This is a genomic window from Nostoc sp. (assembly GCF_036917555.1).
Classification (GTDB): domain Bacteria; phylum Cyanobacteriota; class Cyanobacteriia; order Cyanobacteriales; family Nostocaceae; genus Nostoc.
Window position 1 is genome coordinate 1 of sequence record NZ_JBALDD010000075.1, and the last position, 23,949, is coordinate 23,949.

Sequence of the window (23,949 nt, forward strand, 5' to 3'; positions counted from 1 at the left end):
GGACGTTTTTTACTCATGATGTAATCTAAGAACATCAATCAAGATGTTCTTAGATTACATCTTCTGCATCCTTTTTGCTTAAGTTGACACCAATGAGCAATGCTGTGCCCCTACGACAGATGTGGTTTTCAAGCCCTGCATACTTTTTATTTGACTTATCCAATTGTCTCGTCTCCTTAAGACTACGGATTTCTCAGATCACTTTACACTTCAAGCCCTAATCGCAGGTCTTATTATGAATTTAATCAATGACTTTCGCTTGGCAGTTAGGTTACTCAAAGGTGTACAAGTACTAGTTGTAGATAACGAGCGCGATAGTAGAGATTTGTATGCAATTTTACTCAAAGACCTGGGCGCAAATGTGATTACCGCTGGTTCGGTAAAAAAAGCTTTAGAAATCTTGAGTTGGTTCACGCCCAACGTCATTGTCTGTGAAATTAGGTTTTTAGGTGAAAGTATTTATACATTGCTAAATACATTGAATGCTATGAAAGCAGACAATGGCAATCATATCCCAATCATTGTGACTTCAACATCTACTACAGGTACTCATGACCAAATTTTAGATGTAGAGTTTGAAGGATATTTACTGAAACCATTCCACCTTGACAAATTTGTTTCTATGATTGTGAATTAAGTACAGGAAAAGGTGGCGGAAAATTTTTGCCACAGACTACTAATTTTACAGTGTAAATAAGTTTAAACAGCTGTGTCGTTTGTCCGCCCTGAAATAAATTTCTAGACTGCATAGCTAAAGTCCACTCAAGTAGACTCAAACTCTTGCTCAGGGTACAACCGTAGGCTAGATCACAGCCTACAATGTAAACACATGGGTTTGAGCGAATGATAAGTAGTACCTACAAAAATTGTAAAGATACTTATTCATCCACCTCAGAACTCTGTTCATTCACCTCAGAACTGTGTTCATCCACCTCAAAGACTGGATTCATCCACTTCAGAACTGTGTTCATCCACCTCAAAGACTGGATTCATTAAAGTAGACCATCGGTGCGTTAGCCTCCGGCGTAACACACCCTACGAAAATTGTTAGCAAGTATGCAGTTAAAGCTTTGGTGTCAGCTTAGTGCTGGAAAATGAAACTTGTATGATCGTTGTTAAAGTTCCTCTTTCGCAATATTATGAGCGAATTACAGACCCAACTAGCAACCGATACCTGGATAACAGCAACTTGGGATGAATATATCCAAATAATTGAAAATCCTGCCTACGAAAAAGCCAAGGGCTACTACCACAATGGACAGATGAGGATTGAAATGCCACCACTCGGCCATGACCACGCCTGCGACAACACAATTATTGCCTTTGCTGTTAACCTTTTTTGCACAATTAAAGGTATCCCTGCCAAAGGCTTAACTAATTGTACATATCGGAAAATAGGCTTTAAGGAAGCTCAACCTGATGTGTCTTACTATATTAGTGAAAATGCTGATGTCATTCCCTACGGCACTTCTATCATCAACCTAGATATATATCCACCACCAGATTTAGTTATTGAAGTGGCTAATACCTCACTTGCTGACGATCAAGGTGAAAAACGACTTTTATACGAAGATTTAGGAGTGAAAGAATACTGGATTTTAAATGTCCAGAATGTCCAAGTTATGGCTTTTGCTATTGAAAACCAAGGTAGTAGGCGGATTACAGAATCTCAGGTATTACCAGGATTAGCTATTTCTTTATTGAACGATGCATTACGCCAAACTCGTCAAATAAATCAAAGTCAAGTTGGTGCTTGGTTATTAACCCAATTTCAGCAATAATTACAAACTGCTTTGCAGTAGGGAATGGGGAGTAGGGAAAAAGAAAAGGATACAGAGCAACTAAAGCCCGATCGCACTATAGCAATCTTATCTGATTTGTGAGAATTGCCAGCCGGAGATTCCCAGCTTCTCAAAAAAGTCGGGGATCTTGTTTCTCACGAATAGTTCAGGATTGCACTAATATGCTGTGGCTAAAGTCACCCTTTTAGGTGAAGACATACAGAAATACGAATGCCTAGTATTAAGGAAGATTAAGCAACTGTGAAGCTTATTATGCGTCTGGTTGTTAATTGACTCATAAAAATTTAATCCTAAAGCTTTAATAACTCCGTATTACCCATTTGTCCTCTAACTAAAAAATATTCTTATACAGCAAGATTTACAGGCTTCTATAATATGGCTACGCACATAGAAATTCCAGTTATTGGCAAAGTTAAGTATCCATTGCGCTGGCTGATAGGGCTGATGGCAGGGAGTGCTTTGGTTGTGGGTACTATAACAACTTACACTTTAGTAAATCAAGGGACAAACAAAGAAGATATTGCTCAACTAACTGTGCCAGTTGCAGCACAAAACGTCACTTTGCGGATTACAGCTAGTGGCAAAGTCGTGCCAGTTCAGAGCGTAAATATTAGTCCCAAGAATCCTGGAGTGCTGTCGCAATTATACGTGGAACAAGGTGATCGCATTCAACAAGGGCAAATTCTCGCCCGCATGGATAGTGCCGGTATTGAGGCTCAAAGGAGCCAGTACCGTGCTAACTTAGCCGAAAGCCAAGCACAGCTAGCCGAAGCCCTTGCTGGTAGTCGTCCTCAAGAAATCGCTCAAGCTAGGGCGCGATTAACACAATCTCAAGCCCAACTAGCCGCAGCTAAGGCTGGTAATCGTCCCCAAGAGATTGCTCAGTCTCAATCCCAAGTGGATGCGGCTCAAGCAAAGGCGAATTATACCAGTGGACAGGTAAAGCGTTATCAATACCTATACGAACAGGGAGCGGAGAATAAACAATTACTCGATCAAGCCATCAGCGATGACAAAAGTGCTAGAGCCAGTTTAGAAGAAATAAAAAAACGATTGTCGTTAGTCCAAAGTGGGACTCGGAGTGAGGAAATTGACCAACGCCAAGCCGCTGTTAACGAAGCACGGGCAGCATTGGTACTGTTAGAAGATGGCACTCGTGCTGAGGAAATTGCCCAGCGTCAAGCCGCTGTTGCATCCGCGGAGGCTCAGTTAAAGGGTGTACAAGTGCAGTTGGAAGATACTATTATTCGCGCTCCTTTGTCGGGAATTGTTACCCAAAAGTACGCCGAACCAGGCGCGTTTGTCACACCCACAACCTCTGCATCTACTAGTGCATCGGCAACTTCCAGTTCAATTGTCGCCGTAGCACGCGGTTTAGAAATATTAGCTCAAGTTCCCGAAGCCGATCTTGGCAGAATAAAACAGGGACAGCAGGTGGAAATTGTCGCCGATGCCTATCCCGATCAAGTTTTTAAAGGTCATGTGCGCCTGATTGCTCCAGAAGCAGTGATAGAACAAGGTGTGACATCCTTCCAGGTGCGGGTTGCTCTCGATACTGGCATAGATAAACTGCGTTCTGGTTTAAATGTGGATCTGACTTTTTTAGGCGATCGCGTTAATAATGCCTTGGTATTACCAACGGTGTCAATCGTCACCGAAAAGGGTAAAACTGGTGTACTTGTACCCGATGCAAAGAATAAACCCCAGTTCCGCGAAATTACAATTGGGGCACAAATTCAAGAACAAACTCAGATTTTAGGGGGAGTTAAACAAGGCGATCGCATTTTTGTTAACCCACCCAAAGATTACAAAATTGAGAAGGCAAAAGAACAAAATAATTCGTAATACTTCGGCTACGCTCAGTACAAGTTCGTAATTCATAATTCGTAATTATATAAGATATGAATTTTTTAGAAAGCATGAATATGGCGGGGAAAACCCTGCTGTCAAATAAGCTGCGTAGCGCTCTCACAATGTTGGGTATAGTTATTGGCAACGCTTCGGTGATTGCCATGATTGGTATTGGCGAAGGTGGACAAAAGTACGTTAATAAACAGTTGGAGTCACTAGGGCCAAATGTGCTATTTGTACTGCCAGGTAATCGAGAAACTCAGCGGATCTCCTTTGAAGTACCAAAAACTCTGGTATTGCAAGATGCGGATGCGATCGCCTCTCAAGTACCAACAGTAGTAGGAGTTTCTCCTGAATTAAACACCAGACAGGTGATTACTTACCGCAACAGAAACACCGATGTCAACATCATTGGCACAACTCCCAGTTTTCTGTCAGTGCGGGATTTTGAAACTGCTAAAGGTAGGTTTTTCTCTGAGGTAGACATCAAGCGAAGTAACCAAGTCGTTGTGCTAGGTGGAGACTTAACAGAAAAACTATTTGGTAATACTAACGCTATAGGTCAGCAATTGCGAGTTGGAAATACCAGCTTTCAAGTGATTGGGACGTTAACAGCCAAAGGTTCCAGCGTGGGAGCAGATTATGATAATGCTGCCCTAATACCAATCACGACATCAGCAAACCGACTTGTGGGCAAGAATTCTCCTTATGGTATTGCTTTAGATTATCTCGTTGCTGCCGCTCGTGATTCCGAGAGTGTGGATGCAGCAGAATTTCAAATTACTAATTTGCTGCGTTTACGGCACAAAATTAATGGTGAAGATGACTTTACTCTTCGCTCTCAAAAGGATGCTTTGCAAACTGTCGGTCAAATTACAGGTGCATTGACAATTATGCTAGCTGCGATCGCCGGCATCTCGTTGTTTGTCGGCGGCATTGGCATTATGAATATTATGCTAGTCTCCGTCACCGAACGCACCCAAGAAATCGGATTACGAAAAGCGATCGGGGCAACTGAACAAGATATTTTGCTACAGTTCATCATTGAAGCAGTGATAGTTTCTGCCGCTGGCGGCTTAGTTGGGACTGCGGTTGGTGTCAGTGGCATCCTATTAGTGGGAGCTTTGACTCCTTTAGAAGCGAGTCTTTCTCCAGTAGCGATTACTATGGCTGTTGGTGTCTCTGGGGCTATTGGTTTATTCTTTGGCGTTGTTCCTGCACGTCGCGCTGCTAAACTCGACCCGATTGTGGCTTTGAGAAGTGCTTAGTGATGGGAATGGGGAATTAAAAATGAATACAGGCTTTTTGAGTTGTACCGAGTTTGTTCAAAAATCAAATATGAGTCCCAATACGGTTTGATTAAGGTTTTTTGATGAAAATTCTAGATCGCAAAGATGCGATATAATCGCCGTCAAGACAAAACCAGGACTTACGCAAAAATAACGTAACTCTGTCATTACGAGTGATAGCTCATATCTTGCACCTATCAGAAAAAACCACTAATACACCAATGGGAGTGTAAGAAAGTGACACCAGAAGTAAGAATTAGTTTACGTAATAAAAAGCAATTTATATAACTACAATAATAGTTATATTACTGAGGTAGCAAGGGTTCAGGCGATCGCCAAATTCTCTCGCTTTGCTTGGATTTAGACAAAAAACCCAAAACATCAGAAAAAGGGCGTGAAAAGTATTATAGAAAAGCAAGAAAAATGGTTTCAATTCTTGCCCCCTTCTTACTTTTTCAGCAAGCCCTATGTATTTATTTCAACTCATACCTATTTTATCTGTTTTACGCTTTTGAACGCAGATTAGTATTAGATGATACTCCTGAATCTATTCCTTTCCCAGAATTTGTACCCAACAAGCTACATGGGTTAAAATATATACTCCCAAAAGAGCTACTGTTCCTCCTGATATTGCTGCTCCTATGTTAAAATGCGGTCTGCATAAATAGGTTTTTTGAATTGGATGAGAAACTGAACTTAAGAGAAATTTAACTATCTTATCTTCAAAATTTGAAGTTATAGGTTGAGCAGTTGAATCATGAGAGTTGAACGGGTGACAAAAAAGTTATAAAGCAGACTGGATCAGAGTCATAGCCCGTAGACCTTGTTGAAAATAGGGCAGTTTACTGAGCTTCAAACGAATCAACTTATTGAGCCACCTAGTTTGTTGCAGGCAGCGGCAGACACTCCGCTACGCCGCCTATTTGTTAAGAGTTGCTTGAGTTACCGTGGTGTGGATTTATAAAAGCAGAAGCATACTTTATCCCACAGTCTTCATCCTGATATGGTACCAGCGATGATATTTCCAACTGCTCCTCTGTCATTTGCCGAGTTTCTTGCTTTATTTCCTTCATCACCTTCGTTCCTCCCTTTGGTGCAAAAGGCAAAGCAGAAAAGGCTTCAGCAAACGTTTTCGTCCCATCTGCCACAGCTTGAAATGCCGCTCTGGCTAGCTTCGCCGAACCTGCCGTTCGTTGCGGGTGTTGCTCAGCTAGCTGGGTTATTCCTAGCACCATTGCTACCGCTCTCTGAACTTGGTCACTAAATGCACTGAAGTCACTTTGTGTTCCTTCAGAGGCTTCTAACATTAAGTTTGCTAGGTTTTCAACAACTTCTGAATTTCCTGCTTGATCCAGGATGATGGCTAAGCCTGGGTAGTCTGCTGGGGCTACTGCTTCATTGAAGTCACTTGCCCTGCTTGAGATTCGGGGTTGTCCACCCCATCCGTTAGAGCTTGTTATCATTCCAGCCTCTGTTTGGTGGCGCATTGTTCCGCTCATTGTGGCTGCAATTAGCTCCATAGGGGTCGAGGGATCTGCGGCAAAGGCTTCTTTGAGTGCTGCATCCGGTGTCCACTCCTGGTCACTCTCGTCATCAATATTGATACTGAATCCTTGATCGTCATCACTGTTCTTCCATACTACGTCCTGCTCAGTTGGGTGGGGCGTCTCATTTGGCGGGATCAGGTTTGGATCTGATAAGCCTAACAGCAGGTTTCCCGTGCCTAAACGGACCCAAGGGTTGAGCAGGGCTTGCAATTCAAACCCCTTAGATCGTGGAACGATGCGGGTGGCCTTTGGCTTCAATAAAGCCACTTGGTTTGCTATTTCTTCTGGCTTCGAGGATCCATCTATACCTTGCATCCGAACCTTTCCACCTTCGATTCGCGCCTCTCCATCCTCCAGAGCTTTGGGAATGGGACGTGCTGTTGGATTTTTGACTAGGGCGAGTTGCTCTCGAAGCTGATTCACATCAATGTCCCCAAGGAAAGGAGTTCGATCCATCTCGACCTGCTCTGCCCGCAGCGATCCAGTACGGGCAGATTCGATAATCATTTGTATCTCATCTTTTACCTCATGCCGTTGCACTACATCACCAGGTACTGTTGGTTTGGGTACCTGTGTTGTTTGACCATTGCGAATAAGAATTTCCAATAAATTTGGTTGTGTTTTTGACTTTTCCAGCCGTTGTGCCCAGAAATTGTCCATTTTGGCTTGCAATACACCTAATCTTTCCTGCTCTATAGGTGTGATGGTGTTATGTTTTTCCTTAAGCTGGAGTCCAAACGCTTCAAATTTGTTCTGATTGAAAGCTTCGTTCTCTATTTCTTCTTGGGTGGAAGGTCTGCGAGAATCCTGTTGTGCTTGAACAGTAAAGGGTCGCGGAGCAAACTGAGAGCTTTTTTCCTGGCTTGGGAAATTCCGGGACGAGGATTTGTGAATTCTTTGATACACCATATACGCCTCACTTAGCTAAATAATCTAATCTATATTTCAACTGGGAGCATCCCAATTTCGCAAAAACACAGAAAGAAACATTATTCGCAATTGTCACTCGCGAATAATGTGGAAACTCAATCTTGTAGTTCTTCCTCTTCAAGCTCAGATCCAGAACTAATAACCCAAGTTGCGGCACACTGGGCATATTTGTCTACTCATTCTACAGATTTACCAGACTGGGGTGAGGCTGCACAAATTGCATTTCAAACCTTCTTACCACAATTACTTCTGTGTTGTTTTTTACTCAACCTTGAACGAATGCGTCCGATTGCACTTAGTCATGGAATTGACATTCATATTTCCGGGTGCAAGATATGAGATAGCGAACGCGAGTGCGTCTCCAAGAGTTGTAATCCCCCCTGACGCCCTTGATTGCTTCCCTACACTCCGTTCCGGTCGCAATGACAATATCGGCGTTGTGTAAGTCCTAAAAACGATTGATTATTGTAGAGACGGCGATTCATCGCGTCTCTTGCCTTAACCGAACAGTATTGATATGAGTCCTACAGTTGAGCGATCAATAAAGGCATCGATGCGCGATCGCTACAATCCATTGAAGTAATTTTGCTGAAAAACGGGAAGACTATGGTTACTCCCTAATGGGAAATTTCTATAAAAATCCTGAACAGCAAAATGCTCAAAAAATCTCTACTTAACTGTTTAATTTTACCTTTTTCTCTAGTGCCCTGGCTCTGTGTAGGAACGTTTTTTGATTCCCAAGCCAATGCTTTACCAGGACAAAGTACAGAGGAAGTAGGCACTTGGATAAAAGCACATCCGACACTCCGCCCCAGGAGAGGGGAGCAATTATTTGTGCAAAAAACTGATACTGCTGCCCAACGATTCACTTTTCAAGCGTCGGTATTGCCTCCTGGTAGGGTGGAGTTTTCCAAAGACCGTGGCACAATTCGGACTGAGCGCATTACTATGTATGATGCTATTAACGGCATGACATTTGCGCGTCTCCAAGAATCCTTGCGGGTGATTTATGGCTTGGAGATTTATCAAGACTACGATCGTGCCCAAGTCGTGTATCAATATCCCAACCAGAATGTAGTTAATTCAGCGCGTCTAGCCAAAACTCCGATTCGGGAAGCCTTAAAGGGAGAATTACGAGTAGGCGATCGCTATGTATATTGGGTGGAAGTTGCCCAACCCAAGACTGGCAAAGCTTTTACTGGTCAAATGACCGTTTTGCTCAAAACTGACCTAGACAAGCTAGAAAATGAACTGCAAATTCGTTAATGTGCATTGGACAAGAAAAGGCAGGAGGCAGAAGTTCTTTAATTTTGAATTTTGTTAGCGCAGCGTTAACGAGTCTGCGTTCGCTTTTAGCGTCTCGTAGAGAGCGTCATTTTGAATTTTGAATTGATTTCTCCCTCATCTCTTCCCCAACTCCATCTGAGCTAAGGTTTGCCATATACCCGAAAAGATACTTTCAGCTGCTAAGGAAATTCGTAGTAAATCTTCTTTGAGTATTGGTGGCCAATCAACCCCGGCTTTACGCCCTGCGCCAAATAGCTGTTGTGCCTTAATACTTAACTGATAAAGGGCCAAAGCCAATTCTCGGTCTAGGCTCTTTGCATCTTTGAGGGCTTCAAACACCACTTTCAATGCCAACAAAATTGAAGTGATCTGACCAGGTATCGGCGGTTTGCCCTGTTTCATACGCGTTAACAGCGCATCTGGGTTTTCCTCGGTTGTGATTGTCTGATCTATGAGGAGTTTCCTAGCTGTTTCGTAATTCATGTAGTCAGTTTAGCGCACATTTTGCTTCAGCAGTAATACTTAATTAAAAAGTCAAAAAACGGGCTTTTAGTTATTTATAGCAATCTCTGATGATTTGTGAAATGATAGGCGTGGGGAAAATGATGGAGAATTGGCGATGCTCTAAGTTAACCAGATAGACTGAATATAATATCTTTGAAAAATACACCTTACTAGGAATCAAAAGTAAAATGATCTCACCGAATTTACTAGAAATTGAGCGATCTATCCTTACCTTGTCTGTGGAAGAACAACTTTGGCTGTTAGAAAGTATTGTCCGACAAATCCGAGAAAGGGAGTATGTAAAAGATAAATTAGTTGATGCTAACAATCTAGAAGAACAACTGCAAGTGACGGCTATTGAGCCAAAGATTGAAACAAAAGTTGCTACTATAAATGATGAGTTTGCAATTTCTGAAATACTCTGATATGTAAGAGTAAAAATTATGAAATTGCCAGACCTAAAAAGTTAAATATACGAGTTATCGGTGAGCGATCGCAGTCTGTAAATTAATCATTTACATAGCAAAAGCCGTTTTATTCAGTAATAAAACTACTTTTGCGTAATATAAATTGCCGAACTGCTTTTGTTTGCACGGGGAAGTGGCGATCGCAAAATCAGATTATTAACCAAAATCCCCATAGTTAAAATTATGGAGATGTTTCTATTTACTTTTAATTTTGTTTCATCTATCTTTACGATTTAACCCCGTTATGGTATATCACTGTGGTAAATACGCTCTGATGATGTTGCTGATTATCAGTCAATAGGGACAATCTCGCAAAAAGAAATTTTAACGCTGCTTATTACATTGTTTGAAGTTATGTAGCCTTTTGATTACGGCCTATCAACCACTGCGGTAGACTATGCGTTGATTATGATTCTTTCGCAGAGAAGAACACTCGAAAGGAGCCGTTTATTCAATGTCTCATTCTGTAAAAATCTACGATACCTGCATTGGCTGCACCCAATGCGTCCGCGCTTGCCCTACTGATGTACTTGAGATGGTTCCTTGGGATGGCTGTAAAGCTGCTCAAATTGCCTCTTCACCCCGTACAGAAGACTGCGTGGGCTGTAAGCGTTGCGAAACCGCTTGTCCCACCGACTTTTTGAGCATCCGGGTTTACCTGGGCGCTGAAACAACTCGCAGTATGGGTCTAGCTTACTAAAAAGCTGAGTGCTGAGTGCTGGGTGCTGAGACAAAAAGAAGTAAATCAGAAATACAATTTTTTGATTCTTCACTCGGAACTTGGAACTCGGCACTCAATACTTTTAAGTGTCTCAATAGCAAGCACCTTTACAATCGTAGAGTCTACACTGCCCGCCTTACGAAATCGCAATTTTAGATTGGGGATATAATCTCTGGGTATCTAAATCCTAGAAGCTGTATTTGTACCGTCAGGTCAAAAGCTGATGGGGAATCCGCTGTAAAAAAACCTAAAATCTATAACAATACCTAGTGGTAAAGGGAGTAAATTACTCCCTTTCTTCTTTGCAAAATGTCCACTTTATGCTACCGACTATACTGGATTTAATCATCCTGAAAAAAAGTGGTGTGAAGAATGTGCGGAATTGTTGGATATATAGGCACTCAAGCGGCGACAGACATTTTACTGGCTGGACTGGAGAAACTAGAGTACAGGGGCTACGATTCGGCTGGAATCGCCACTGTTTGGGAAGGTGAGGTAAATTGTGTGCGGGCAAAGGGTAAACTCCATAACCTGCGTTCTAAACTGGAACAAATAGAAACCCCTGCCCCAATTGGTATTGGTCATACACGGTGGGCAACTCATGGTAAACCAGAAGAGTATAATGCCCATCCCCATTTGGATACGTCAAAGCGAGTGGCGGTAGTGCAAAATGGCATTATCGAAAACTACCGCGAATTACGCGAGGAACTCAAAGTAAAAGGACACGAATTTCGTTCTGAAACCGATACTGAAGTCATTCCTCATTTAATAGCCGAATTTTTAAAGAATCTTCCTCCTTCATCTTCCTCATCTCCCTTCCTAGAGGCAATTCGCCAAGCCGTTAATCACCTAAAAGGGGCATTTGCGATCGCAGTTATTTCTGCTGACTACCCCGATGAATTGATTGTTGTGCGTCAGCAAGCACCTTTAGTAATTGGTTTTGGTCAAGGGGAGTTATTTTGTGCCTCTGACACGCCTGCGATCGTTGCCTACACCCGTGCAGTGCTACCTCTGGAAAATGGCGAAATTGCCCGCCTCACACCTTTGGGCGTTGAGATTTACAATTTTGCTGGCGATAGGTTGAAGAAACAACCCCGACTGCTCAACTTCAATCCTGCAATGGTAGAAAAGCAGGGATTCAAACACTTCATGCTCAAAGAAATACATGAGCAACCAGGAGTAGTAAGAGCTAGTTTAGACGCTTACTTTAATCCAGCCGAATCTACCGAATCGCCAATCAATCTTGGTTTACCTGCGGATTTATACACTGATTTAGAACAAATTCAGATCGTCGCCTGTGGTACAAGTTGGCACGCAGCATTAATCGGAAAATATTTACTCGAACAACTAGCAGGAATTTCAACTCAGGTACATTACGCTTCTGAGTATCGCTATGCACCATCACCCGTGACGGCTAACACCTTGATCGTTGGCGTTACCCAATCAGGTGAAACAGCTGATACTCTAGCAGCTTTGACGATGGAAAAAGAACGTCGCCAAGGGAAAGAACCCAAATATCAAGCGCGACTATTGGGTATTACCAATCGCCCTGAAAGCAGCCTTGGTCATCTAGTACCACATATTATCAGTACCCTAGCAGGAATTGAAATTGGGGTAGCAGCGACGAAAACTTTTACCGCCCAATTAATGGCGTTTTATGCTTTGGCATTGGATTTAGCCGCTCGTCGTCAGACAGTTTCAAAAGATACATTAGATCAAATTATTAATGGGTTGCGGCAGATTCCCAAAGAAATTGAGGCTACTTTAGAAAGTCAGGAACGTTTAAGTGAACAGCTAGCCCACGAATTCGCCGAAACTAAAGATTTCATTTTTGTGGGAAGAGGAATTAACTTTCCCATTGCTTTAGAAGGGGCGTTGAAACTAAAAGAAATCAGCTATATTCACGCCGAAGGATATCCGGCTGGAGAGATGAAACATGGCCCGATCGCTCTATTAGATGCGAAAGTACCAGTAGTTGCGATCGCAATACCTGGTAGTGTTTACGAAAAAGTTATTTCTAATGCCCAAGAAGCCAAAGCTAGAGATTCTCGGTTAATTGGCGTGACTCCCGTCAACGATGGCGAAGCTGCGGAAATCTTTAACGATCTTCTTCCCGTCTCTCATGTTGAAGAGTTACTTTCTCCGATTCTGACAGTAGTTCCTTTGCAATTATTGGCTTATCATATTGCCGCCCGTCGCGGTTTGGATGTCGATCAGCCTCGTAATCTAGCTAAAAGTGTTACTGTAGAATAGTATTATTTTATACTTATAAATTCAGGTAGAGGAATAATTCGGCTCAACAATTCATAATTCGGTTCAACAATTTATAAAACGGTTGAACAATAACCTCTAAAGGAGTACGATCATACCAAGTAAAAGTGTGATCGCTTCCAGAGGTTATTTTTATGGTTAGGGGCAGAAGGGAATGGACACAAGCTAAATATGAACGATACATAAAAGAAAGTCGTGGTCGAGGAAGCGGTAAAGACTATAAACCTTGGCTTACAATTCAGGATTTTCCCTCTAAAGGCCGTTCCTCTAGAACTCCTGGTTGGAAAACGAATCGAGTACATCATTTCTTCTCAGACCATGAAAAACGGTTATTTTATTTGTTTGAGTGGTCAGATATAGTCACAGATATAAGAGAGCAGTTTCCTCTAGATAATTTGGATCTAGCCATGAGTATCGCTACAGACATAGGTATAAAGTACCCTGTAGATACACAAACTGGCACTCCTGAAGTTTTAACAAGCGACTTCATGCTTACAGTCAATCGCAATGGGAAGCAGATGCAGATTGCCCGGACTGTCAAGCAGTCAACAGAACTGGAGAAAAAGCGAGTTAATGAGAAATTGGAGATAGAAAGACAATATTACTTAGCAAAAGGTATTGACTGGGGAATTATCACAGAAAAAGAAATTTCAAAGCTTTTAGCAGAAAATGTTGAGTGGGTTCATTCCGCTTATAGGCTAGAAGCAAATTCGGAAATGGACATTTCGCAACTGCATGAGTTGTCAACAAGTTTAAAATCCAAGCTTCAGGAAGAAGATGCAACCATCAATAAAATAACTAACGCTTTAGATGAAGAAATGAATGTAAATTATGGTACATCACTTTATGTGTTTAAACATTTAATTGCTAAAAAACAACTCATTGTAAATTTAGTAAAAATAAAATTATCTGCTTGCCCATCAACTAAGGTTATTGAAAAAATAATATTTTAAACCTCCATAGTAGGTAAATAATATGGTTAAAGATTTATTTGTCAATGATTTAATAGAGTGGACTTTAGATACCAACGCTCATGTAGTTGAAAGAATTATTTGGATAGACGAAGGCTATATTATTGCATTCGTTATAGATATTAATGCTACAAAAGGTTTGCCTGAACATAAGAAAATATCTGAAATTTTAGAAGCGATATCTGAAGGTATTGCTTTGAAACAGCAACAAGATCCTTGGGCAAGAATCGTGAGGGATGAAAATTTGACAGATAGGGAAAAGGAATACAGAGATAAAGCTTGGGAAATAATTTCATCATTAGTTAAAGAAGAACCATCAATATATTACAGAAATTTTAGAGGTTCGCTGGTTAAAAAAATTGTTGAAAAGCATAACTTAGAAAGAGAGAAAGACAAATTGGTAGAAAAAACCGTCTATGGATATTTGAGAAGATTTTGGCAGAGGGGAAAAAATATAAACGCTCTTATACCTGATTTTATTAATTCATCAGGGAAGGGCAAAATTCGAGGACAATCAAGCAAGAAGAGGGGAAGGCCAAGAAGATATGCACATGAGCCAGATATTGGTGAAGGTGTCAATGTTACAGAAGAAGATAGAAAAATCTTTAGAATAGCTATAAGTAAATTTTACAATAACTCAAAAGAGAACTACTTAACAACTGCTTATGAATTAATGGTTAAAAATTATTATAAAGAAGGAATTAGATATGACGAAAATGGTATCCAAAAATCTATCTTAATTCCGACTGATAAAATACCTACAATTACCCAATTCAAATACTGGTATCAACTTGAGCAGGATGATGTCACAAAAACTTTGACATCTCGAAAAGGAGCCAAGAAGTTTGCTTTAGAGAATAGAGCAATTTTGGGAACATCTAAGATGGAAACTATTGGTCCAGGTTCTCGATATCAAATCGATGCCACGGTTGCTGATGTATATTTGGTATCAAAATATAACCGTGATTGGATAATTGGTAGACCAGTTATTTATGTAGTTATTGATGTTTTTAGCCGAATAATCACGGGTATTTATGTTGGTTTAGAAGGCCCATCTTGGACGGGGGCAATGATGGCACTAGCCAATGTAGCGACAGATAAACCCCTGTTTTGCCAAGAATACGACATTAATATTACTGAAGATAAATGGCCTTGCAATCAAATGCCAGATGCAATTTTAGGAGATAGGGGAGAATTAGCAGGTATGAAAGTTGAAACATTAATCCCTAATCTTTATATTCGTATTGAAAATGCAGCTTCCTATAGAGCAGATTGGAAAGGGTTAGTAGAAAGACACTTTCGTATAATTCATGAATATGTAAAACCCTTTTTACCTGGTTATATAGATACTGATTTTAGACAAAGAGGTGCAAGAGATTATAGGCTTGATGGCAAACTTGACATAGATCAATTTACTGAAATTATTGTTCGTTTAATTATTCACCACAACAATAAACCTCTTAAGGAATATGAAAGGGACGAAGCGATGATTGTTGATGATATACCCCCTATACCCAGAGAGTTGTGGAAGTGGGGTATTACGAATCGTTCTGGTAGACTTAGAACTTTTTCTGAAGATATTGTCAAATTGAATTTGATGCCTACTGAAAAAGCAACCATTACCGCTAAAGGCATCAAAATAAGAGGCAAGGAGATGTACTATACCTGTGATAGTGCTGAAAAGAGGCAATGGTTTGAAAAAGCTAGAAGTAATCTCCTTTCTAAGTCAGATAAATCACTGATTGTGTCTTACGATATCAGAAATCCAAACTTCATTTACCTTCCATCAAGTGATGGTAGGAATTATGAAAAATGTTTTCTTATCGATTCAGAAGGGCGGTATGCTAATAAAAACTTTCATGATATTGAATATTTGCTTGCTTATGAAGAATTGCAAAGACAGAAAAGCCAAGGTAAACAACTACAAGAAAAGGTAGATTTGATAGCTGATATTGAAAGCGTAGTAGATAGAGCAGAAAAAATGACCGATGCTGCTCAAGAGCCTAATTTAAGTAAGTCCAAAAAACTTTCTGGAATCAGAGATAACAAGGCTTTTGAAAAGGCTAAACGGCGAGAGAGCGAAGGATTTGAACTAGCAAGTACAGAAAATCAAAACAGTTTTCAGGCTGTAGAGAGCAAACTCGAAACTTCTGAACAGCCAGAATCACTACAGCCAAATCATCTGGATCTTCTCAGGAAAAACCGACAGGAGCGTAAACGTGGACAGGAATGAAGGTGAATTAGTTAGGATTCCCAATGGAGAATTAGCGATTGTTGCTAGATACATAGACCAAAAACTGCCAGAATATAACGCTAATCCATTAATTCAGGCACTACCTCCTATCCTTTCTGCAAAAGAATTTTTAAATAAAGTAACAAAAACGCCAGAGTTTCATGAAGAAGAGAAGGAGCTAGAAGCTCATTATAGATTTCATTGCATCGAGAGGTTATCTAGGTATTTTGATCCCCAAAATAAAACTGTTGAATTACAGAAGGTAATTTGTGCGCTCATAATGACTGGATATCTGGCTCGGAATGTGCTAAAGCCTGAATATGCAAGTCGCTCTAGGCAAATTTATAATGCAATAAAAGACGGAGGAGGTAAAAACTTAGAAAACTACGTTAATCTTCCTACGTCTGCTTCCGGTTTAACCTTGATTGGCCCATCAGGAATGGGGAAGTCTACAAATTTTCAAAATATTCTTAATCTTTATCCTCAAGTAATTCTTCACCCTGAGCATAGTGTCTACCAGATAGTTTGGTTGAAGGTTGATTGTCCTCACGCTGGTTCTTTGAAGGGTCTGTGTACTGATATTTTTCTTGGTGTTGACAGGTTGTTGGGTACTAACTACTTCAAAAAATTTGGTTCATCGCGCAACTCTGAAGATTATATGCTTGCTCAAGTTGCTCAGATTGCCCATACTCATCATTTAGGGGTTTTGGTTATAGATGAGATGCAAAATCTTGTTACAGCAAGAAGAAGTAGCTCCGATATGTTGAACTTTTTAGTAAAAATGGACAACACTGTAGGAATTCCAGTAATTCGCGTTGGCACGAATGAGGCTTTTCCCATCCTTCAAGGAAATTTTAGAAATGCTAGGAGAGGAACGGGAGAGGGAAGTGTCATTTGGGACAGAATGGCAAATGATGATGAATGGTATTTTTTCATGGAAGGGATGTGGGACTATCAGTGGACAAAAATGCCAATTCCTTTCTCAAATGAAATTAACGAAGTTTTCTATAATGAAAGTCAAGGAATTATTGATATTGCCGTCAAACTTTATAAGATGGCTCAATGGAGAGCGATTTCAATTGGCGGGAAAGAAACTATTACTATTAACTTAATTCGACAAGCTGCTAAAGACGGGCTATATTTAGTCAAGCCAATGCTAGATGCTATTAGGTCAGGGGACAAGGATTGGATGATTAAGTATAAGGATATTGCTCCTCTTGATACTACAGAATATCAAAATAAATGTCTCTCTAAGCTTGATTCTGACGATTTGAAAGAAATTCAGAGATTAGCTAGAAAGCAGCAGAATCAGCAGAAAGTATCGCCGAAGCTAAATTATGTAATTCTTGAGCTTTTGAAATTGGAAGTAGAAGCTGCTAGAGCAAAGGAATGTGCGGAACAAGTAATTCTTGCTAATGATGAAAATGCAGATATTACATCTTTAGTCAATAAAGCATATACTCTTGCTTTGCAAAGAGGGCAAGAAAATGGGAACCTTGTTAAAATAAGTAAAAAGAAAGCTATGTTGAAGCCGAAGTACGTAGAAAATGACATTCGACGCACTGTTGAAGATGCACAGAAAAAGAAAAAATCTGCACATGAAGCTTTAACATTGGCAGGTATAATCAAAGATCCAGTAGAAGATTTTATCAATATTTCGCTTCTCGATGCTTAGTTTCTTCCCAACTCTTTATCCAGATGAACTTTTGTATAGTACTTTAGCTAGATACCACATTCGGAGTGGTAATAAAAGTTTTAAGCAAACTGACTTAGAGCTATTCGGTTATAGTTCTCAACAAGTTTGCAAGATTACTTTAACTAATCACTTAAATTATTTAGTTAAAAATTTGCCTTTACGTTCCCACCAAACAGTCGGTAATTTACTGCAAAATCATACCTTATATCCTTTTTACGCAACTTTTTTAATACCACAGGAAGCTTGGTTATTAAAAGACTCAATGAGTAAAAAACTTAGTGGTTCTATTTTAGAGCTTGCTAAGGTGGCTAATGGTTCTAGTGGTAAGTCAAAAAATTTTTTAAAATTTTGTCCTGAATGTTTAGAACAAAATATATATCAATATGGTGAGCCTTACTGGCACAGAACACATCAAGTACCTGGCATATTGGTTTGTCCAACTCATGGTATCCTTCTGTGCGATAGTTCTGTCACAATTGAATCGAAAGGCATACATTATTATGCTGCGAGCTTAGATAATTGTTTAACAGTTACTGGTTTAAAAAGTTTGACAAACCAGGCTTTAAAAACACTCTTCACATTGGCAAATGATATTAACTTGCTGATTCATGGTAATTTTGCCTTTAAAGGCTTGGCTTGGCTTCGCGCTCAGTACCAGCGTTACTTAGCAAGTAAGGGGCTATTGCAAATCTTTCCTGCTCGAAAGTTTAAGTTTGACGAATATGGTTTTTCAAAGCTTTTATTTGATTTTTATGGTCAAGAATCTTTAGAAGCTCTCAATCCAAAGTTAACCCAACATCAAGGTAAATATTTCTCCCATTGCTTGCTTGGATGTGACTTAAATCCAGCTATTGACCGGATTACTCACATCTTGATGATAAAATCTTTAGCAAATTCTATAGAAGCATTTTTTCAGTAGTAAAGTTGACATATAAATATTTATATAAATTTTCATATAAAGCAATAAAAAGTTACTTAAAATTATCATATTTGCTTGGCGTTTTAAAGTAGTATCACATTAATCATGAAGGTAGCTTAAGTAATAATTTAGTTGCCTCAAATATTGTCTATCTGCTTAAAGATAGGTTGGGAAAGATGATTAGTGATTGCAGCTTACCTACACAGATTCTTCCAGAGTCACCTTTAAACCTAACAAAGCAAAGAAAGCTTCTAACATCTCAGTTACCATACATAGATTTAATTTTTAACCTGATTGGTGAGACAGTACCTCTCGATCACGGCTATGATCTATTTTCTGCGATCGCTCATTTTGAACCCGAACTTCATAAATTAGATACAGTTGGAATTCATACCATTGCAGGTATTCCCAAGTCAGGCGTAATTCAGCTAACTAAAAATTCTAGGCTTCGGATTCGGCTACCGATGGATCAAGTGCGTTTGGTTTATCCGTTAGCAGGTAAGCTCCTGAGAATTGGCAAGCATACAATTCGCTTGGAGATTCCTGAAATTTATTTGCTTGAGCCTGCTGAGAAACTGCGATCGCGTATAGTGATTATCCAGGGTTATCAAGAACCAGAGTCATTTTTAGCAGCAGCACAGCGTCAGTTAGAACAACTGGGTATCCAGGCAAAAGCCCTTATTACCAAAAATACTGATGGTAGCCCAAAACGTAGAAGTATCAAAATCAAGCGCTTTACAGTTGTGGGTTTTGGGTTAGAAATCATTAATCTCAGCAATGAAGATTCGTTAACATTGCTCAGACATGGCATTGGGGGAAAGCGCAAGATGGGTTGTGGCGTTTTTCTACCAGTAAAGAGAAAGGGAAACGCAAGTTAAAGCTGGTTTTGGCTACTACTCAATGTAAGTATGAGAGCGTTTACCTTCAATGCATCTAAATAAGTCTTTGAATCTTTCCCAGAAATAAATAAGATGTCTGTAGTGGCTAGTGTAGTCAACCCCAAAATTCAGTTAAATTTGGGTGACCCAAACATAACTTGGATACATCGTGCTGGCATAGCAGGACTTTGGATGACGCTCAAGCAACTAGAAAAACTATACCCGATAGCTGCGGAACGACCTGGTAATTTAACTTGGTTGCTGGCTCCTCGCAGTATCAGCCTTGAATGGCAAGGGCAGGATTTCATGGTTTTAGACTGGCTGCTAAAGCAATCTTTTCAGATTAATGAAGAGGGTCTAATTTCGTTGATAGGCTTAAATACGCATTCCATCAATATTGAAACCCAAATTAATATTCACTTGGGAATCACCGCAACATTCCTGCAACATAATCAGGTTGTTAAATTTAAGGGGAAAAAATCTAAGTCATTAAAAGTTGATGGTGTTGATGGCATAGAAATAGATGTCGAATATAAAAAAGCAGTTTCCTATGCTCATCAGCATTTTGCTAAACAACTCTGCGATGAACAAGGTAAATTCTTACAGCAGTCAATTGGCGTAGTAGGTTGGCTGTATCCGGGATCTATAGTTCGTCATGTCGCTTTTACAAAAGAAACTAAGTTTGAAGAGAAACCACAACTGGCTTTTGCTCTTTTATATGCTCCTGTTGCTTGCCACTACTTTGTATTGCGATCGCATACCCAACCGGAACACTCACAGTATGCCCTAGTTATACCTGAAGTGACTAACTTAGAAGTTTATGCCCAGCAATACTGGAATTTGGGAAACTTGGATTACAAACATTCCCATGTATCTAGCTTAGGAGATGCTGCATTAAGATTCCTGACTTATAAAACAACTGCTATACCCAATCAAGTAAAACGATGCCAAGTAATATTATTTGGAACGGTAGTTTGGTCAAAGCAGCAAAAAACTCGCACGGAAATAGCAGTGGTAGAAGCGACTGAAATAATCGATATTGTCTATAAGCTTAGTTGCATCTCTTTTTTAGAGTACAGAGTTATTAATTATAAAAATAAGAATTTTATTATTAGCAATGTGATTAAAGGAATAATTGCTGATAATTTAGTAAAAGATTTTCTTTGGTGGAATGATTTATATATAAAAGTATTAGATTTAAATTTATTAAAAGTAATTTTTTCTGAAGATAGAGGAATATACGAAATGATTCAACACTCTCAGTGGGATATAGAAGCTCAAAAGCTATTTATTCAAGCTTGTCATGAAGCCTTGAAAAAGATATATGCTAAGATTTATGACCGAACCAAAGAAGGTCAATATACTCAAATTGAACGAGAAAATATACGTATTTTGTCGCAATTAAGACGATGCACGAATATTGGAAACTTCCGCAAATTTATTGCAGAGTTCTGGGGAAGAGCGGGACAGCTTTCAATTTTAGAAGAACATTGGGAAGAATTACTACCCTTGACATCGGGAATAATGGATTGGAAGGTTGCCAGAGATTTAACTTTTATTGCTATTGCTAGCTATCCAAAAAGCAAGAATATAAATACAAAAATATCAGAAAAATCTGAGTTAGACAATGAATAAATATGTATTTTTTGAATTGATTACATTAATTCTTTAGGTAACTTGAAAATGTTTCATTTATTCGGCAATATTTTGACAAATTACGGAACCGCAGCTAATAACCGTGGGGAAAATGAAGGTAACATAACTCCCTTACAAAAATTAATTTGGAAAGGTGAAGTTCATACTACTATTTCATCTGAAGCAATTCGTTGGGCATTACGGTACTACTGGCAAAATGTTGGCTATCCGGTAAATCGACGTTGGGATGAGAATGCTCAACCAGTAGCAGATCATGTTTGGCAAGACCTCAACTTTGATGACATTCGCTTCATTGATGATGATGTTTTGGGATTTATGCGGCTAGAAGCAGCAAAAGCTGAAGCGTCCGAAGAGTCTGAAGGCGAGACTGAGGAAGCATCTCAAGATGAGAAGAAAAAAAGTTCTAAAGCTAAGGATAAGCAAACTTCTCCACATAAGGGCAAGCAAAAGCCTAAAGGGAAAACAACAGCTAGAAGAGGTGTATTAGAAGTTACTCGTGCAGTATCAATGATACCTTTTATGGGAGACATTACCTTTAATGCTGTCAGTGGAGTAAAAGGACGAAATTCCCTTTATGCCACAGAAATTCATGCTACTCGTTATCAATATGGTTTTGCATTGACACCTGATAGCCTCAAAGATAAATCTCGCATCCATCCTGTTCTAGATGGTTTGATTTCGATTGGTGAAGTGGCGGGAAATCATGCCCGTTTTTTGTATGATTTCTCCCCTGAAAGTATAGTACTGCGGTGGACACATGATTTTTCCCCTCGTTTTTTATATTGCTTTGAGCAAGACGAACTGGGAAATTTGTCAGTATCCAACTTAGTGCGACAGGTAGAGGTAGGAGATATTAATCCCAAAGAATTATGGATTGGAGGCTTAATTTATCAGGGTTTAGAAGATTTGGGAGCAAATGTGTTTCCTGGAGTGAAGTCGGCAGTCAAAGCATTAAAACAGGTTATTGCTGAAGATTTACAGTTGTCATCGGGGAGCGATTAATATGACGACAATTGCTTTGAAAGTTGAAGTACCTATTGCTTGTTTTCGTCAATCCCGTGCTAGAGAATACGGTGAAACGTATCCAGTGCCACCACCTTCTACGGTCTACGGGATGTTGCTTTCTCTGATTGGTGAGACAGATCGTTATAAGCATTGTGGAACTCAATTAGCGATCGCACTTTTGTCTAAACCAGAAAAATCTATTGTAATTCGGACTTTTCGCAGGTTTAAAACGAAAGATATCCACCACCCTAAGAATGCTAAACCTGATTACCAAGACTTGCTAACGAACGTTGAGTTTGTAGTTTGGGTAAAAACAGACAAAGCAAAGCCTACTTTACCAGAACTTTTGCAGCAGGCATTTGCGAACCCAGCTTCTATTAATCGATTTGGTGGACTGTGTTTAGGTGAAAGTCGGGATTTAGTCAATACTGTTACCCTTTTACCTGAGAAGCATCATCGTGAGTCTTTGTGGTGGTTAGTTACAGATGAAGATGGTTCGCTAACCTTACCCTACTGGGTTGACCATGTTGGGTCTAAAAGAACATGCTGGCAGTGTTATGAGCTTCAAGAGTCCCAAGTATGGCAACCACCGGATTTATCGTGGACTACAATTCAAACTAGTTGAAAAATGAGGATATTTAGATTTTGGCAAGCATAGCTGCTTGTTAAGCCGACATCAAGAGATAAAAAGTCGGTATTCTTTACTGAATCAGCAATTGAGCCTTTTCATTGTGATTAAGGATGCTTGCAATTCCTCAGAAAGTTCCAACAATAAGCCTTCTGGGTGTTGTTAAGTTAGCCTAGCCCATTAAATTTTGCAAATTTAGTGCCTCCTAATGACAGGTGCTTGTAAGATTATCTAGAAGACTTGATGGATTAATATGTTTAGCCATCGCCGTTCTTCAACATTAGATGTCGTTAGACGTTGAGCAGCCCCGAAATTTGACACCTTCTGTTTGGTTAGTTGTGTTCTTCAACATTAGATGTCGTTAGACGTTGAGCAGCCCCAGACGATTGCCAGCCAAGCAATCATCAAACTAGTTCTTTAACATTAGATGTTATTAGACGTTGAGCAGAAGTTCTGTTTTGGAGCTATGGAAATCCAGTCAAACAGTTCTTTAACATTAGATGTTGTCAGACGTTGAACAAGCTTATGGCACACCAGTGTACGAGCCAGCAAAAGATAGTTCTTTAACATTAGATGTCGTCAGACGTTAAGCAAGATCCTGCTTCTGGTTGCCATAATTTATGGGTTCTTGTCAGCTTTTGGTGATGATGAAAGGTTACGCGCTTTAAGGCAGAAGGCAGAGGGCAGAAGGCAGAAGGAAGAAGGAAGAAAGATATAATCGAGATACTTCAAACTTCACTCCTTCAAACATTTGAGGTATAAGCCTCAGCAAGTTCTATGTCGGTGCTAACTCACCTATTACCAGATTCAAGCAATCTGAGACTTGAGAATTGCCAACTTGATAAGATAAAAACGAAGATTTATTTGATTGTTTCCGCAATCAGTAGAGTAGTTAACTGTCCAGTTTGTAACCAACCAACTCACAAAATTCATAGTCGCTATGAACGCTTATTAGCAGATTTACCTTGGGCTGATTACAGCATTACCTTACAGTTACGGGTAAGGAAGTTTTTTTGCATCAATAGGTTGTGTAAACGGCGCATTTTTACAGAAAGGCTGACCAATGTAACCACACCTTGGGCTAGAAGAACTCTACGTTTAGCTCAACGACTGAGTGTGATTGGTTTAGCTAATGGTGGTGCAGCAGGGGAAAGACTCTTACAGCAATGGGGGATAAAAGTTTCTCGCAACACACTATTAACTGGAGTTTAGACTAAATAGCCTTCTTCAAAGGAAAAAATAGGGGGTGTGATTGAACACAGTCCCCCTATTAGCAGAAGCTGAGAGAAGAACC

The 23,949-nt window shown here is 39.9% G+C and carries 18 protein-coding genes and 1 pseudogene; 17 read left to right on the plus strand and 2 right to left on the minus strand.

The annotated features are described in order from the left end of the window. The first annotated feature begins 235 nt into the window (after positions 1–235). The 4 genes from V7K60_RS29150 to V7K60_RS29165 all read left to right on the plus strand — a co-directional run bounded on the left by V7K60_RS29150 (position 236) and on the right by V7K60_RS29165 (position 4,921). Positions 236–637, plus strand: coding sequence for a response regulator (locus tag V7K60_RS29150; RefSeq protein ID WP_334930839.1), 402 nt, complete (start codon positions 236–238; stop codon positions 635–637). A gap of 502 nt (positions 638–1,139) precedes the next feature. Then, positions 1,140–1,781, plus strand: coding sequence for a Uma2 family endonuclease (locus V7K60_RS29155; RefSeq protein ID WP_334930841.1), 642 nt, complete (start codon positions 1,140–1,142; stop codon positions 1,779–1,781). A 396-nt stretch (positions 1,782–2,177) separates the two neighbouring features. Beyond that, positions 2,178–3,647, plus strand: coding sequence for an efflux RND transporter periplasmic adaptor subunit (locus tag V7K60_RS29160; RefSeq protein ID WP_334930843.1), 1,470 nt, complete (start codon positions 2,178–2,180; stop codon positions 3,645–3,647). Positions 3,648–3,703: 56 nt separating this feature from the next. Beyond that, positions 3,704–4,921: an ABC transporter permease gene (locus tag V7K60_RS29165; RefSeq protein WP_334930845.1), complete on the plus strand. Its 1,218-nt coding sequence runs from the start codon at positions 3,704–3,706 to the stop codon at positions 4,919–4,921. A gap of 947 nt (positions 4,922–5,868) precedes the next feature. On the opposite strand, the gene V7K60_RS29170 is transcribed toward V7K60_RS29165, so the two are convergent. Continuing rightward, positions 5,869–7,398 (minus strand): hypothetical protein, encoded by a 1,530-nt coding sequence (locus V7K60_RS29170; RefSeq protein ID WP_334930846.1) that lies wholly within the window; start codon positions 7,396–7,398, stop codon positions 5,869–5,871. 675 nt (positions 7,399–8,073) lie between these two features. Here V7K60_RS29170 and V7K60_RS29175 point away from each other — a divergent pair. Beyond that, positions 8,074–8,685, plus strand: coding sequence for a hypothetical protein (locus V7K60_RS29175; protein WP_334930848.1), 612 nt, complete (start codon positions 8,074–8,076; stop codon positions 8,683–8,685). A gap of 135 nt (positions 8,686–8,820) precedes the next feature. On the opposite strand, the gene V7K60_RS29180 is transcribed toward V7K60_RS29175, so the two are convergent. After that, positions 8,821–9,189, minus strand: a complete 369-nt coding sequence (locus V7K60_RS29180; RefSeq protein WP_334930850.1) for a Dethiobiotin synthetase — start codon at positions 9,187–9,189, stop codon at positions 8,821–8,823. Between the two features lie 209 nt (positions 9,190–9,398). On the opposite strand from V7K60_RS29180, the gene V7K60_RS29185 reads away from it, so the two are divergent. The 12 genes and pseudogenes from V7K60_RS29185 to V7K60_RS29240 form a co-directional block, all read left to right on the plus strand. Then, positions 9,399–9,635 carry a hypothetical protein gene (locus V7K60_RS29185; RefSeq protein ID WP_334930852.1) on the plus strand — a complete coding sequence of 79 codons (237 nt, stop codon included), beginning with the start codon at positions 9,399–9,401 and terminating at the stop codon, positions 9,633–9,635. Between the two features lie 496 nt (positions 9,636–10,131). Further along, the gene (gene psaC / locus V7K60_RS29190; protein ID WP_015175986.1) at positions 10,132–10,377 is read left to right on the plus strand and encodes a photosystem I iron-sulfur center protein PsaC; all 246 of its coding nucleotides are present in this window, start codon (positions 10,132–10,134) and stop codon (positions 10,375–10,377) included. Positions 10,378–10,770: 393 nt separating this feature from the next. Further along, positions 10,771–12,651, plus strand: a complete 1,881-nt coding sequence (gene glmS, locus V7K60_RS29195) for a glutamine--fructose-6-phosphate transaminase (isomerizing) (protein ID WP_334930854.1) — start codon at positions 10,771–10,773, stop codon at positions 12,649–12,651. Between the two features lie 152 nt (positions 12,652–12,803). Next, a complete protein-coding gene (locus V7K60_RS29200; RefSeq protein WP_334930856.1) occupies positions 12,804–13,622 on the plus strand; it encodes a TnsA endonuclease C-terminal domain-containing protein in 819 nt (272 codons plus the stop codon). A 22-nt stretch (positions 13,623–13,644) separates the two neighbouring features. Beyond that, positions 13,645–15,873: a DNA-binding protein gene (locus tag V7K60_RS29205; RefSeq protein WP_334930858.1), complete on the plus strand. Its 2,229-nt coding sequence runs from the start codon at positions 13,645–13,647 to the stop codon at positions 15,871–15,873. Then, positions 15,860–17,548 (plus strand): ATP-binding protein, encoded by a 1,689-nt coding sequence (locus V7K60_RS29210; RefSeq protein ID WP_334930860.1) that lies wholly within the window; start codon positions 15,860–15,862, stop codon positions 17,546–17,548. Before V7K60_RS29205 ends, V7K60_RS29210 begins: the two co-directional genes overlap by 14 nt. After that, the gene (locus V7K60_RS29215; protein ID WP_334930862.1) at positions 17,541–18,488 is read left to right on the plus strand and encodes a TnsD family Tn7-like transposition protein; all 948 of its coding nucleotides are present in this window, start codon (positions 17,541–17,543) and stop codon (positions 18,486–18,488) included. The genes V7K60_RS29210 and V7K60_RS29215 overlap by 8 nt, the downstream gene beginning before the upstream one ends. 176 nt (positions 18,489–18,664) lie before the next feature. Continuing rightward, on the plus strand, positions 18,665–19,366 hold the full coding sequence (gene cas6 / locus V7K60_RS29220) for a type I-MYXAN CRISPR-associated protein Cas6/Cmx6 (RefSeq protein ID WP_334930866.1): 702 nt from the start codon (positions 18,665–18,667) through the stop codon (positions 19,364–19,366). Positions 19,367–19,459: 93 nt separating this feature from the next. After that, complete coding sequence (cas8a1, locus tag V7K60_RS29225; protein WP_334930868.1) at positions 19,460–21,001, plus strand: type I-MYXAN CRISPR-associated Cas8a1/Cmx1; 1,542 nt, start codon at positions 19,460–19,462, stop codon at positions 20,999–21,001. A 48-nt stretch (positions 21,002–21,049) separates the two neighbouring features. Continuing rightward, a complete protein-coding gene (locus V7K60_RS29230; RefSeq protein ID WP_334930870.1) occupies positions 21,050–22,024 on the plus strand; it encodes a DevR family CRISPR-associated autoregulator in 975 nt (324 codons plus the stop codon). A 1-nt stretch (position 22,025) separates the two neighbouring features. Then, complete coding sequence (gene cas5 / locus V7K60_RS29235; RefSeq protein ID WP_334930872.1) at positions 22,026–22,652, plus strand: type I-MYXAN CRISPR-associated protein Cas5/Cmx5/DevS; 627 nt, start codon at positions 22,026–22,028, stop codon at positions 22,650–22,652. Between the two features lie 780 nt (positions 22,653–23,432). Further along, a pseudogene (locus V7K60_RS29240) lies at positions 23,433–23,855 on the plus strand (transposase family protein); the annotation flags it as partial. Between the last annotated feature and the right edge of the window lie 94 nt (positions 23,856–23,949).